General features: G+C 64.9%; 10 protein-coding genes and 1 pseudogene. 6 read left to right on the forward strand and 5 right to left on the reverse strand.

Translation table 11 applies throughout. The annotated features are described in order from the left end of the window. The coding region (locus BN4332_RS20035; protein ID WP_268811524.1) for an SGNH hydrolase domain-containing protein at window positions 1-896 on the forward strand (896 nt) is incomplete at its 5' end. A 3-nt stretch (window positions 897-899) separates the two neighbouring features. Here the strand turns inward: BN4332_RS20035 and BN4332_RS20040 are convergent. From BN4332_RS20040 to BN4332_RS20055, 4 genes are all read right to left on the reverse strand, one after another. Next, on the reverse strand, window positions 900-2447 hold the full coding sequence (locus tag BN4332_RS20040) for a carotenoid oxygenase family protein (RefSeq protein ID WP_066900954.1): 1548 nt from the start codon (window positions 2445-2447) through the stop codon (window positions 900-902). A 17-nt stretch (window positions 2448-2464) separates the two neighbouring features. Continuing rightward, window positions 2465-3112 carry a TetR/AcrR family transcriptional regulator gene (locus BN4332_RS20045; protein WP_066900956.1) on the reverse strand — a complete coding sequence of 216 codons (648 nt, stop codon included), beginning with the start codon at window positions 3110-3112 and terminating at the stop codon, window positions 2465-2467. A 13-nt stretch (window positions 3113-3125) separates the two neighbouring features. After that, window positions 3126-5234 carry an AAA family ATPase gene (locus tag BN4332_RS20050; RefSeq protein ID WP_074133124.1) on the reverse strand — a complete coding sequence of 703 codons (2109 nt, stop codon included), beginning with the start codon at window positions 5232-5234 and terminating at the stop codon, window positions 3126-3128. A 351-nt stretch (window positions 5235-5585) separates the two neighbouring features. Continuing rightward, window positions 5586-6392: a fructosamine kinase family protein gene (locus BN4332_RS20055; RefSeq protein WP_066900960.1), complete on the reverse strand. Its 807-nt coding sequence runs from the start codon at window positions 6390-6392 to the stop codon at window positions 5586-5588. A gap of 595 nt (window positions 6393-6987) precedes the next feature. Between BN4332_RS20055 and BN4332_RS34915 the strand changes: the two genes are divergently transcribed. The 5 genes and pseudogenes from BN4332_RS34915 to BN4332_RS20090 all read left to right on the forward strand — a co-directional run. Then, entirely contained in the window at window positions 6988-9375 is a 2388-nt protein-coding gene (locus BN4332_RS34915) for a polymorphic toxin-type HINT domain-containing protein (RefSeq protein WP_268811525.1), read from the forward strand. Between the two features lie 80 nt (window positions 9376-9455). Continuing rightward, window positions 9456-10475, forward strand: a complete 1020-nt coding sequence (locus BN4332_RS20070) for a leucine-rich repeat domain-containing protein (protein WP_066900964.1) — start codon at window positions 9456-9458, stop codon at window positions 10473-10475. Beyond that, entirely contained in the window at window positions 10475-10888 is a 414-nt protein-coding gene (locus BN4332_RS20075; RefSeq protein WP_074133125.1) for a DUF4259 domain-containing protein, read from the forward strand. The genes BN4332_RS20070 and BN4332_RS20075 overlap by 1 nt, the downstream gene beginning before the upstream one ends. Beyond that, a complete protein-coding gene (locus tag BN4332_RS20080; RefSeq protein WP_074133126.1) occupies window positions 10885-11556 on the forward strand; it encodes a hypothetical protein in 672 nt (223 codons plus the stop codon). Before BN4332_RS20075 ends, BN4332_RS20080 begins: the two co-directional genes overlap by 4 nt. A 702-nt stretch (window positions 11557-12258) precedes the next feature. Beyond that, a pseudogene (locus BN4332_RS20090) lies at window positions 12259-12822 on the forward strand (alpha/beta hydrolase); the annotation flags it as partial. On the opposite strand, the gene BN4332_RS20095 reads toward BN4332_RS20090, so the two are convergent. Further along, window positions 12806-12994, reverse strand: coding sequence for a GrpB family protein (locus BN4332_RS20095; protein WP_074133127.1), 189 nt, complete (start codon window positions 12992-12994; stop codon window positions 12806-12808). The pseudogene BN4332_RS20090 and the gene BN4332_RS20095 sit on opposite strands and share 17 nt — an antisense overlap. Between the last annotated feature and the right edge of the window lie 233 nt (window positions 12995-13227).

A 13227-nucleotide genomic window follows, 5' to 3' on the forward strand; every position in this document is an offset into this window, starting at 1 on the left:
CGGTGGCGGCCACCGCGACACCACGCGCTGCCGAGCCGGCCCTGACCCCCGAACAGCGCGTGCAGGCGGCCGTGGCCGCCTCTGCCGACCTGCGTGCGGTGCCGTCGAATCTGTCGCCACCGCTGGACAACATCACCAAACCGGAGGCCTTCGTCAACGGGTGCGTGTTGTCCTGGAAGGACGTCGCGCTGCCGGAATGCGTTTCCGGCAACACCGCCTCGGGCACCACCGTCGCCCTGATCGGGGACTCGCACGCCGGGATGTGGCAACCGGCCCTGGAAACCACGGCGCAGCAACGGGGCTGGCGGCTGGAAACGCTGGCCAAGGTCACCTGCCCGCCGATGAAGCTGCCCATCCGCAGCCCGTACCTGGGCCGGGAGTTCACCGAGTGCAAGCAATGGCGCGCCGACGTGCTGGCCAAGGTGGCCAAGGTGGCCAAGGAACGTCCGGCGCTGATCGTGCTGGACATGGTGCGCCGTTACGGCGCCGATTTCGGCTTCGTCAGCTACGACCGGGCCTGGCTGGACGGGCTGACCCGGCTGGTGTCGCAGCTGCGCGGCACCGGCGCACGGGTGCTGGTGCTCGGTCCGGTGCCCGACCCGCACACCACGGTCCCGACCTGCTTGTCGGCGCATGTGGACGACGCCACTGCGTGCGCACCCGATCGCGGGGTCGCCGTGAACGACACCGGGATTGCCGCCGAGGCCGCCGCGGTACACGCCGGTGGTGGGCGGTACGCGCGGCTGGATCAGTACTTCTGCACCGACCGGCGCTGCCCGGTGATCGTCGGCAACACCCTGGTGTTCCGCGACGACAACCACATCACCGCCGAGTACGCCGAGTTGCTGGCGCCGGTGCTGGGCCGGTTGGCCGAAAGTGCGCTGGCGCCCAACTAGTTTCTAGAACCTGGCCACCCGGTCGGTGAAGGCGCCGTGATAGCTCATCGGCAGGTGAAACGGCAGCCAGGCCTCGGCGATCGGGCCCGCCTCGACCCGCGGCGCGTCGAACACCATCAGCCGGCTGCGGTGCTGGGCTTCGTCATAGCCCACTGTCAGCACCCAGCCATCGGCCTCGTCGGTGCTGCCGGGACGTGACACAAAGATCGGCTCGACCAGTTTGGTACCCGGTGGGCAGTACGTCTGCACCGTGCCGTCGGCATGGTTGAACCGTCCGATGCCGTCGCGGTTGCCCTCATCGTCGCTGGGCACGGTCACATAGGTGACCGTGTGCGGTTGAGTCGACCGCCGCTGATCGATCTGCGGGAATTCACAACCCATCTGGGCCAGCGGTTCGGCCACCACCCGATCGTCGGCCGTGATGCGGAACCGGGTGAGGCGCACCGCATCCGGCATCGCGTCCGGCGCGATGCCGTCATACATCCGGGCCATGTCGGTGCGGCTGTCGGACGCCCAGGCCTGCATCCCGCCGAAGGTCTCCGGCGCGAAGCGGGGCAGCTCCACCACCACGTCGGCACCGTCCTCGTAGGCGTTGGCGTAATGCCACATGTAGAACGGGTCCGTCTCGATCACCCGCACTCTGCCGCCGTTCCGCGGGGCGAGGATGAAGTACGACGGTTCGTCGTGCTCGAACCGCATGGCTTCCCAGAAGGTCTGACGTCCCAACATCGCCCACGGGTTGATCCGCAGCGGAGACAGCATGAACACGGCGTACCGCGGGGTCAGCGCCATGTCATGGATCAGGCCCATGCCGGGCAGCGGGACCGCCCTCAGGTATCGCGTCGCCCCGCTGCTGTCGGTCTCATACAGGCGCAACCGGACCCGGGGAATCGCCTCGCCGACGAGTTCGGCCAGACGTCTGAGCTTTTCGTCCCGGTTCGGGGCGCTGCGGATGTGCCGGAGGTCCAGACGGGGAAAGTACGGGTCGAAACCGAAGTTGACCCTGGTGTCCGTCGTCGCGTCGTAGGTGTAGTGCGCGGAGTAGGCACCCACCGGGCCCCTGAGCACGCCGTCCAGACTGCACATCCCAATCGTGTTGAGCGTGTCGAGGTCCATGCCGTGCGGCCGGCCGCCCTCCCACAGGGCGAGCAGTCGGTCCGGTCCGATCATCACGTTGGTGTTGGCGGTGTTGGCCGGTAGCCGGAAGGCGTTGGCGCGCATGCCTCCCGGCCGCTGGTAGGCGAAGCCACGTTTCACCATGCGGCCCGCCGCCGTGGTGGTCAGGTAATGCTGGGTGCGCACGAAGCGGTTCTTGAACCGCACGCCGTCACCGTCGATGGCGAAGGCCACCACCATGCCGTCGGCGTCGAACAGGCTGTCCACCCGTGAGGCACCGATGTTCCAGCGGCCCGAGCCGTTGCGGTAGAGCGTGCCGGTCAACCCCTGCGGAATCGCGCCGGTGATCTCGGTCAGTTTCAAGTCGTATTCGCCGGGGACGTCCTCCCAGTACCGCGAGGGACCGTCGACCTGTGGCGAGACGGGAGCAGCCATAAAAGACATAGTGTCTTTTATGACGTACCGCTGTCAATAGCCGAGACGTCGAACGGGCTGAACGGCAGGGCCGAGCCGCCGTCCCAGCACAGCGTCGTCAGGTGCTCGACGAGCTCAGCGCGCGGCATCGACGAATCCCGGAGCCACCACTGCGCGCTGACCATCGCCGACCCGACGATGGCTCGCGCCCACGGTGCCGCGGGCGCCGTGTCGGCGCCACCGGCCGCCATCGACGCCGCCAGCATCGCCTCGACCGCAGCGGCGAGTTCATCGAAGATTCCCGGCATCTCATGACCGCCGGCGGCATGCACGCTCAACGCGCGGTACAGGTTCGGGTCGTCCTGCATCCAGCCGCAGATGACGTCGAAGAACAACCACATGCGCTGACGCAGCTCGGTGGAACCCGCAGCGCGCCTGGTGATCTCGGCCAGCAATCGGTGCGCCTGACGTTCGCCGAGGGCAGACAGGATCGCCGCCCGGTTCGGGAAGACCGCGTAGACGGCCGAGCGCACGAAACCGGCCTCTTTGGCCACCTCCGCGATCCCCACCTCGGGTCCGTGAGCGCGGATCGCGCGCTCAGCGGCGTCGAGCAGGTCCGAACGCCGCTGCTCGACGTCGACACCAGGCCCGGCGGGTCGACCGCGCCCACGCTTTGCCGAAGTCACCCGGCAATCGTAGTTATGCGGCGTCGGCCTTCTTGGACTTCGTGCCGTTGTCGGTGTCGGCCTTGGTGCCCTTGACCGCCTTCTCCACCCCCTTCTCGACGCGTTCGGCCGCGGCCTCGATCTGCTTGCGGCCCTTCTCCGCGATGTCGTTCACCCGCTCCTGGGCGTCCTTGACCGCCTTGGCCGTCCGCTCCCGCGCCTGCTGCGCCGAGGATTTCGCGCGATCGCCGGCGGCCTTGACCGTCTTGTTCAGCTCGGCGCGTGCGTCGTCGGCGGTGGTGGTCAGCTTCTTGGTGTTGTTCTCGACCTGCGCCCCATCGTCCTCCTGTTCGGTGGTCAGGTTGACGGTGTCTGTGCCGAGGTCGGTCTGGGTGATCGCCTGCGGCTCGAAGCTCGTCGCCGTAAGGCTCGGTGTCCCAGCATCATTGAGGGTGTCCAACGCGTCCGGAACGAGGCTGTCCAGCGGATTGCCCACCCCGAGCAGCCCGAGCAGCTGCTGGATCGGGCTGGGCACGGGGTTCTGGTTAATCAGCCCGTCGTCGATGGCCTTCTGGATGCCGGTGATGAGGTTGTTGGCCAGGTGCCCGGGGACCTGCGCCCAATCGACATCGGCCGGAAGTGTCCCGAATGCCGTTGGGATGTCGGCCTCGTCGAGGGTGCGGTCATAGATGCCCGTCTCCTCGTCGTATTCCACGTCGGTGTAGCCGAGATTGACCAGGCTGGTCAGCACCGGGGTCAGCGCCGTGCCGATCGGGTTGTTGAAGTTCGCCCCGGTCAGCAGGTTGACGACGTCCACCACGAGGTACGTCGGCTCCAGCAGCGGCAGGCTGTTCGCCGGGATCGTAACGTAGATGTTGAGCTTGGGGCCGAGCTGTGGATCGTCCCCTGGATCGGCGAGATAGTCGGTGATATCGGCACCGAGCTGCGACACGATTTGGTCGACCAGCACTGTCGTGAGCGTGTCCAGCGACTGGTTCCGCAGGATGTAGGTCGGGAACAGCCCTGCCGCAACGTTGTTCGCCATCGTGAACGGGTTGGGCCAGGCCGCGAAGTCGGACATCGGCAGGTATTCGGCAGTGGCGTCGATCTTGATCGGGATCAGATTGGCGCCACCCGGCGTGAGCCCGAACAGCGGGATGTCCCCGACCACGGGTACGCCCTCCACGATGCTGGTCCCACTGCTCTGCACCTGGGTATCGGGTGTCACGGTGTCGATCCCGAACAACCCGAACAGCGGGTACGCCCGCGCCAAGATGCCGCCGTTGGCCCGGCCCGGGTTGTCGATCAGGATCATCGGCAAGATCGTGTAGCTGCCGAGCAGCGGATCGGTGCCGGTGTATGCCGCGCCGCCAGGCTGATTCGGCAAATCGTCGACCACCTGCTGGTACGCCGCGCCGGCCGCGAAGGCGCCGAGACCCCAGCCCGCCACGATGGGGATGCGCACATCCGCGGCATTGGTGTTGAGGTCCGGCAGCTCGATGCCGACCGCTTTGAGCGCAAGACGGATCGCCTCAAGCCCAGCGCCACTCGTGGGCAGGCCAACTGCCTCGAAGATCGACTCGAGGCTGATCTCAAGGTATTCGGTGTTGTTGATCTCGTCGGCGACCGAGTTGGGGAACGGTGCCACCCACCCGAGGTCCACGCCGAGGAGGCGCAGCAGCGTGAACACCCCGCCGGTGGTGATCAGGTTGATCCCGGCTGACGACAGCGGGTCGTCGAGGTCGATGCCGAGCTTGCCGACGTCGATGGGCAACCCCTCCAAGGCATCACCCAATGCATCGTTGAGTGGGTCCTTGATCGCGGCCGTCGGGTCGATGCCTGCCGCCTGCAGCAGTGCGGCCAGGTTGACGTTGTTGACGAACGCCGTCATGACCTGCGCGCCGACGTCTTGCGACACGTTGTAGACCTGGGTTCCGAAGCCGCCGGTGAGGTCCGGAATCTGGTCCGGCGGCGGGAAGAGATGGGCCCCGGCCTGCAGCCGCAGGTCACGCTGGACCGCGGCGGCCTGGGCCTGAGGTGGCGGAGCCACGCCCACCGTAAGCGCGGTGACGGTTGCGGTTGCCGCCCCGAGGGTCGCGACCCTCGTGATGCGCCCCCGCTGCCTACGGTGTTTGACTGCCATCTGACCAGTCCCTTCGGGCGGTTTCTCAGGTTGATCTCAGGCAACGTAACACTGATGTGACCTTCCTCACTAGATTGCTGACAAGAATTTCATCTTTCGCCTTCGCGAGTTATCGCAAACTGTTAGCGTTCGCATCAACCGGCGGTGTGCTGTGCAGAGTTATATTGACGCTTGCGACAGGCAAGCGTCGGCCGGATAGCGGTTGATCTCCCACGGCGTTGCTGCGTGCCCCGAGAAGCGGTTCTTGCCGTTGTCACTCCGCCGCACAGGTGTCAACCGATTGCGCTCGGCGCCGAAACCGCCCCGACCTGCGGCACATGACGTCGAAAGGGTCTGCGCGGGCGCGTGCACCTACTCGATCCGCAGTTTGCTGACATTCCCCAGAATGTGGTCGGCAACCGCCGCGACCTGGCCGGAATATTCCCCGCCGAACAGCACCACGTGGGCGAGCAACGGGTAGAGCTGATGCAGGCCGATCCGGTCGCGCCAGCCGTCACGCAGCCCTCGTACGCATTGATATCCCGCCAGGACCTCGTCGAGATACGGGCAGCCGAACAGCGCCAGCATGGCGAGGTCGGTCTCTCGGTGGCCGCCGTGCGCCGCGGGGTCGATGAGCACCGCTCGGTCGGCGGTCCACATGACGTTGCCGCTCCACAGGTCGCCGTGCAGCCGTGCCGGCGCGTCGTCGTCATCGAAGAGGCCAGAGCGGCACAGCTCAGCGACTTCCACGACCGCGTCGTGCACTCGGTGGCCCAGCCGTCTCGCCGCCAGCTGAGTCATGGGCGCCAGACGCTCGTCGGCATAGAACCTGCCCCAAGAACGGTGCTCCACCAACGACATTGGCAGCGGCTGCGACATCGGGCCAAAGAACCCGCTGCCTGCGTAGCCAGCGGGGGCGGCCCCGAATGCGGGTGCCCCGGCGTCGTGGGTATGTGCCAGTTGCTCACCGAACCGCCGGGCCGTCTGCGGTGTCGGCGCGGCCGGGCATAAACGCTGCAGAGTCAATGACGTTGCGTTGTAATCGATTACCTGAACACAGGGCACGCCGCCCGCGACCGCCAGCCACTTCAGCCCCGCCGCCTCCGCTGCGAAGAACCCGGGAGGCGCCGCCGGGTTGTGTTTGACGAACTCGCCGTCCGGGCCCGCGGTGTTGGGCATACCGGCCAGGCTACCGGCGTCGACAAACGGCGTTTCTCCGCGCCGTGAGGCCATTCACGACGTGTCCGGGTTATGCGACTTCAGGTGATGGTTGGGGTTGGAAGGGTTGGTACCACCACCAGTCGGCGCGTTCGCCGGGTCGGTGACCACGAGCCGGTGTGAGGGTCCGGTGATGGTGATGAGGCCCCGGTGGGGTAGCCGGTGGTGGTAGGTGCAGACGAGCACCAGGTTGGTAGCAGAGAACGGATCGCAACTGGTCCGCACTCGTTACTAAACACGGCTGTGAGCAAACGCACTCAAGATGCCAACACATTGGCTGGCGCATCGGCTTTTGAGTAGCTACTTGCAGGTGAGAACTGGCTGCAATAATTTGCCACATCGGAAATCTACTCGCGTACGCCGCGACACTCTGTTATGGCCTATTGCCTGGCAATTGACGGTTATTGGTGGTGTTGTTTACAGTCCCGTCCAACAGGCAGGGTGATAGCTGCCTGACTATTGGCGAGATTGCTGATCGGGGGATCGCATGTCGGGGGATCGAGGCTGTACGCCGGGTTCAGGGAACTTTCTGCACGACGGTCAGCAAAGTCTCTGGTTGAGGTGGCCGGCGCGCTGGCTGGCCGCGCTGTGCGCGGTGGCGGTCACGCTGGGCGGGCTGCACCTGATCACACCGGCACCGTCACAACGATCCGATCAGGCGGCACGAACAGTGTCGGCAGCCCAAGGGTTCGCCGACGCCGCGGCCGCTGCGTTCACCGAATCGGCGGTCGGCTCTGATCCGGCCCTGACCACTGAGCAGCGCCGCGCCGGATTGCCCGACGCCCCGGTGGCCGGCCTGACCGCACGCACCGCCGCCGGCCCGGTACAGGTGGTGCTGCCCGGCGGACTCGGGAACGCTCAGCACACCCCCGGCGGACAGGTCGTGTATCCGAATGCCGGTGCCGGCTTTGACATGCTCGCCGAAAACACCGCTTCGGGCACCCGCACCGTCGCCCGCATCAGCGACCCAGCCGGGCCCCGAATGGTCACCACCTTCGTTCGGACCCCCGCCGACACCGTCATGCTCGCCCACACCAACGGCTACCTGACCATCAACCGGGCCACCCCGACCGCCGAGACCATCGGCATGTTCTCCCCAGCCGAAACCCGCGACGCCACCGGCAAGTTGGTGCCCAGTTCGTATGTGGTGAAACAACTCGCCCCGCAACTCTATGCGTTGGCCGAAGTCATCGACCCCCAACCCGGCACCACCTGGCCGGTCTATGTCGACCCACCCCTGCACGTCGGCACCCCCGGCGCTCCGCTGCCCCAAGGGTTCCTCGACTCATTCACCAACACCGTCAGCTCACTCGCCGACACCGCAACCTCAGCGGTCACCACCGTCGCCTCAGCCACCGCCTCGGGCGCAAAAGCCGTCGGAACGTTCGTCAAAGAAAACCCACTCGAATCAGCCATGCTCGTCGGCGGAGTCGCACTGGCCGTGACCGGTATTGGGGGACCTGCAGGTGCAGCCATGATCACCGCAGCCACGGTCAATCTGGCCAGCGCCACCGTGGATATCGCCGCCGCCGCCCTGCCCGACAACCAAGCCCTCGGCATCGCCTCCAATGTGCTCGGCGCCGCGTCCATGGTCACCCCGCAAGGCGCAGCCAAAAAGGTCGTGAAAGAAGGCACCGAACTCGCCGTCGAACAACTGACCAAACACGCCGACGATGTCATCGACGTCGCCAAAACCGCACCCACCCCACCCGCCCAGCTCGCCGACGACGTAGCAGCCGCCGCCACGGCGAAACCGCCAGTGACACCAGGGGTTTCACCAAAGGCTCCGAATGCCCCGCCGGCGGCTAAGCCCACTGAGGTTCCGTGCGCGGGACAATCGTTCACCCCGGACACCTTGGTACTGCTCGCTGACGGCACCAACCGACCCATCAGCCAACTACGGGTCGGGGACCAGGTGTGGTCCACCGATCCAGCCTCGGGCCGGTCCGGGCCGCAGACCGTGCAGGCGGTGCTGGTCAATCACGATACCGACCTGCTCGACCTGACCATCACCAACAATGCCGGTGCGTCCTCGGTCATCAACACCACCAGCGGGCACCCCTTCTACAGCCCCAACCGCGCGGACAGCGCCACGACCGCACTGGCAGCGAGCACCACACCCGCCAACGCCTACGGGCCCGGCTGGATTGACGCGAAAGACCTGCGCCCCGGCGACGCCCTGTACCCGCCCAATGGTGCTGCCGCGCAGGTGAAATCGACCAGCCCGGTGGCCGGTGACGCTGACATGTGGGACCTCACTATCGAGAGCACCCACACCTTCTACATCACCACCCCAGCTGTATCGGTGCTTGTCCACAACTGCCCGATGCCAGCGCCCAAAGCCACACCGCCGGCACCCAAACAGCCCAAAGGCGGGGTGTACGTCATCCACGACAAGGATATGAACCCCGTCTACGTGGGCCGCTCACGCAATGTCGACAGCAGACTGCTTGCACATGCCGGCCCCAACGGCAAACTCCGAGCCGGTGACAGCGTGCAGGTGTACCGCACGGACAGCCGTCTGGCCCGGCGGGGCCTCGAACAACGGTTGATGGATCACCACCGCACTCTCAATCCCCCTTCGCGCCCCGTTCCGGGGTCCCTGGGGCGCAATTCAATTCGCGGGGTGAGGGTCGGTCACCCAAAGACCAAGAAATTCGACCAGGCAGCCGATCGGTTCCTCAGCAGCCAGCACCGCGACCCGGACATCTCACGTCTCCCACAGCGAGTGCAGCGGCGTCTAGACGCACGTGGGCAAGCTCAGCGAAGCGCCGATACGCAACGAGCAACAGCGCAGAGTTCAGCGCGTGATGCCAATCAACCGTCGCGCAGCTCAGGCAGCGACCAGTCAGGTTCTTCGGGCCGATCGGCGGACAAGCAAGACAAGGACAAAAAGAAAGACAAAAAGAGCAAGCAGAACCACCAGAAGCCGAACGGCAAATGACGAGCCTTTACGGTCACGCAGACCGCGGCCCGGGGCGAACAGACTTGCCGTGATTGATGACCGCAGAGAGAGTGGACGCTATGAGCGACATCGGTCCAGACAAGCTGCCCATGAAGCCGCGCCCGCGGCCTCCGGACCTTCAACTGCCGTGGACAGCCGACCAGCTACCCGAGGATCCCGAGTTTCAGACGATATTCGTCACCGATCTGCGGGGTGCCCCCACGCCAACGGATTGGGCGGTGCTGTCGGACTATATGCGCCGCTACCCACAGCTGACGCTGGACGTGCAGTCACACGACGGTGGAATACCGGATCTGGAGTTTCTTGCAGGTTTCGAGCGGCTGACCTGCCTCGATATTGTCGGCTGGACCATCGAATCGTTCGATGGGTTACGCCATGTACCTCGGTTACGCACACTGTCGCTATCAGAATCTAAGCGACGGGTGCCATTGGACGTCCTCACACAGCTTCCCGCCCTAGCACATCTGGCGATCACCGACCATTCCCGCGACCTCGATGTCCTGTCGGACATCCCAACGCTGCGATCGATCAGCCTGGCCAGCGTCAAACGAGACAACCTGGATTTTCTCGGTAGCGCACAGCAGCTAGGGGCACTACACACCACGCAGGGGCGGTTCAACGACCTGTCGGCGCTACCAAGTCTGCCCAACCTGCAGATGCTGTCGATGTATCGCACTAAAGTCACCGACTTGGCCCCGATCGGTGACTGTTTGCAGTTGGCCAGCCTGCGGTTGGACGGCCTGCCAGTAGCAGACGTGCCCGACCTGAACAAACTGACCAAATTAGAAGTCGTGCAGATCGGAAAGCTCAAGGACTTCCGGGATCTAGCCCCGATCGCAGCTGCCCCAGACTTGCGGTACCTCCGAGTTGAGAGTGCTACTTTGCAGCCCGCCGACTTCCAGGTCCTGGCGTCTCACCCCCGCCTGGAGTATCTGGACGCCAACCTCAAGACCGACGCCCTGAGCTACCAAACCAACGATGTTGTCGGTCGGCCCCGCGACATCGATGCGGTCTACGAGAACGACTTCCATGCCAAACTGGTCAGCCGTATCCACGAGAACGACAGAGAGGTTCCCTGATGGGTGCATGGGGGGCAGGGATTTTCGAGAACGACGACGCCGCCGACTGGGCCAACGAATTCGACGAGACCGACCCCACCGAGCGTCTCGCCTTCATCGAAGACACTTTCGCGCTCACCGATGACGTCGACCACGGCCAACTTGATATCGACGACTGCTCAGCCGTCCTGGCAGCAGCAGCAGTCGTAGCCGCTCAACTCCCTAACGGGCCACGCCTGGATACCACTTACGGTCCCCAAACCCTCGGCGACAGAACAGGATTAACTGTCACCCCGCACCTGCGTGAAAAGGCCGTCGCCGCCGTGCGGGCAGTCATACACCCAGACACCGAATGGTCTCAACTCTGGGACGAATCAGCGAACACCGACGCCCGATCAGCCGCCACCCAACTCCTCGGGATCCTGAGCCCGTGACCGCTGCCCACATCGCCGCTCGACTGCCCAACATCAAGACACTGCAGCAACGCTGCCAGGCGGTCGCCATGCTCGACGCCATTCTGAGCCCGGACGTCTGGGATAACCGCTGGTACTCCTACACCCACGACTGGGGCGATGGCGAAAGCTGCGCTCAGATGCGCAACGGGTGCGGCGACGACTGCTACATCGTGTTCACGACTGCTGGAGCCTTCATCCGCGGATTCGACCACGAATCACCGATGACTCCCTGGCGCACCGACCCTCCGCAGCTATGGCCCGGACTCATCGACGATGTTCCCGACACCTTCAGAGCTTTCCTCGCCGAGCCCGCCTTTGCTTATGACGACGTCTTCGCCGCCACGTATGTGCTATGGCACCAGAACGCCGAAAGTGGCTGGCAAACAGGACAAGTCAGCTTCAACGAAATGGACGAACAGGATGACCCTCAGGGGGCTCACCAGTTTCTCGACATCCTGACCGACGCCACCCCACGGTCCTACATCGAATTCGCCCAACGGTACTTCGAGGTATCTGTGGACCCGATCGCCGCCGCGCACATTTATGACCACCGCCCGCTCACGGAACGTATCGTCCGAACGATCAATCCCGAAGCGAGCCTCGCCGACGTCGCCACCGACATCCTCGACGCCAAGTACCCCACATAACCCGGTCAGGCCGCAATCAAACTGGCGGTCAACGGGACTGACGTGCAAGTCCCGATCGATTTGGCGGGGATCCCTGGTGCGCGAGCATGTCGGCTGGTGAGCACAGTCCACGCCCTGCCGGCGGCTTGGCCGAAGTCGAGGGCTCTGGCTCGATTGCGGTCCCCCACCGTGCTGCCGGTCAGACCGCGAGCATCACACTGGCCGGTTTGGCGATGGTCGCCGGCGGCGATGAAATCACTCTCGCAGTTCGAGCTAGCGACGATCCGCTCGACTAGAGCAGGCGCAACAAGCTAGGAGAGCCAGAAACATGTCGGCACAGCCCCTTATGCCCCCTGACGACTACCACAACCTCATCGTGCATCTGCTCCATAGCGGAGGGCCTCTGTGGGGCCCTGGGGCCAAACTGAACGCCCGCAATGAGCCGGTACCGTTCACGGCGCCGCAGTTGCCTACGACGCTGCATCCGCACCCGCTGAACCCAGGTCTTGGGTCGTTGAGACTCCCCTGGTGGGACCAGACGAACGCGGAGACTACTGGTGTGTCGCCTTGTCCCACCTGGCCCATGGCCGCGGAGAATGCGACCGCTGTGAACCCGGATAACACCCCCGCACTGATGACGGCTATGGGTGCCGACAAAACCGTCACCGCTGCCGCCGACAGGCCCGCAGTACGCATCCTCACCGTTGTCCCCCGCATCATGGTGTGGGTTATCAGCCTCCGCCCAACCTCGGCGATTCCTCGATGCTCAGCGACGATCTGGCCCAGGCCCGAGCGCCGAAGCTGACATCGTTCTTGGGTGACCTCGACGCGGCGTCGAAGAACCCCAGCCAGACCACCGCCTTGTTCGGGCATTCTTACGGGTCGCTGACTTCGGGTATCGCCATGCATGAGGGCGCCGGCCAATACCTGGACAACGCGGTGCTGTACGGGTCTCCGGGTTTTCAGGCCGACACACCAGCCGAACTCGGCATGAACGACAATAACTTTTTCGTGATGTCGGCGCCCGACGATCTCATCAACCCGATCGGTGCGTTGGCGCCTTTTCACGGCTCGGGATCAGACCCCAACGACATCATCAATGACGATGGGCACCTACGATTCCGGTTCCAGCACCTGGAAACCTCCGCCGGATTGACACCGATCGACGGCTACGAATCCAGGACCGGTGCGTCGGGGCACTCGGAGTACGGTCGCAATGCAAGCGTCACTTGCGGATTTTCGCCTGAACTCCTCGCACGAGCTATCCGCGCTATTGACGGCAGTTGAGCACTGATTCGACCAAATCTGCTTTGGCAGTCGAGTAGTCCTCGCGATCGTCTGCATGTTTGGATGCGCGAGCACGTTTCAGCGCGGCGTACAGCGCGACCAGGATCGGGTTTGCGCGTAGCGCGTCGCGAAACGCGAGCTGTTGGCGCCACCGCGGACTGCTCGGTGTCATGGAGTGCAGGTGTGCGCTGCGCCTGCCCTCGGTGACTTTGACGAAGAACCGCCGTCAGGGACTCCCACCAACGCCTGGATCGAGCGGGCGCCGGTTGCACAACTCATCACGCTCCAACTCGGCCACGCTCTCCACGATGCGGCCATCGATCGCATTGCATTGACCCGTCAGCTCCGACAACTCAGCGAACAACACCTCCGTACGCTGCGCTGGGGCCACCCCAGCGGCGAAAG

This window comes from Mycolicibacterium houstonense (assembly GCF_900078665.2).
GTDB classification, from domain to species: domain Bacteria; phylum Actinomycetota; class Actinomycetes; order Mycobacteriales; family Mycobacteriaceae; genus Mycobacterium; species Mycobacterium houstonense.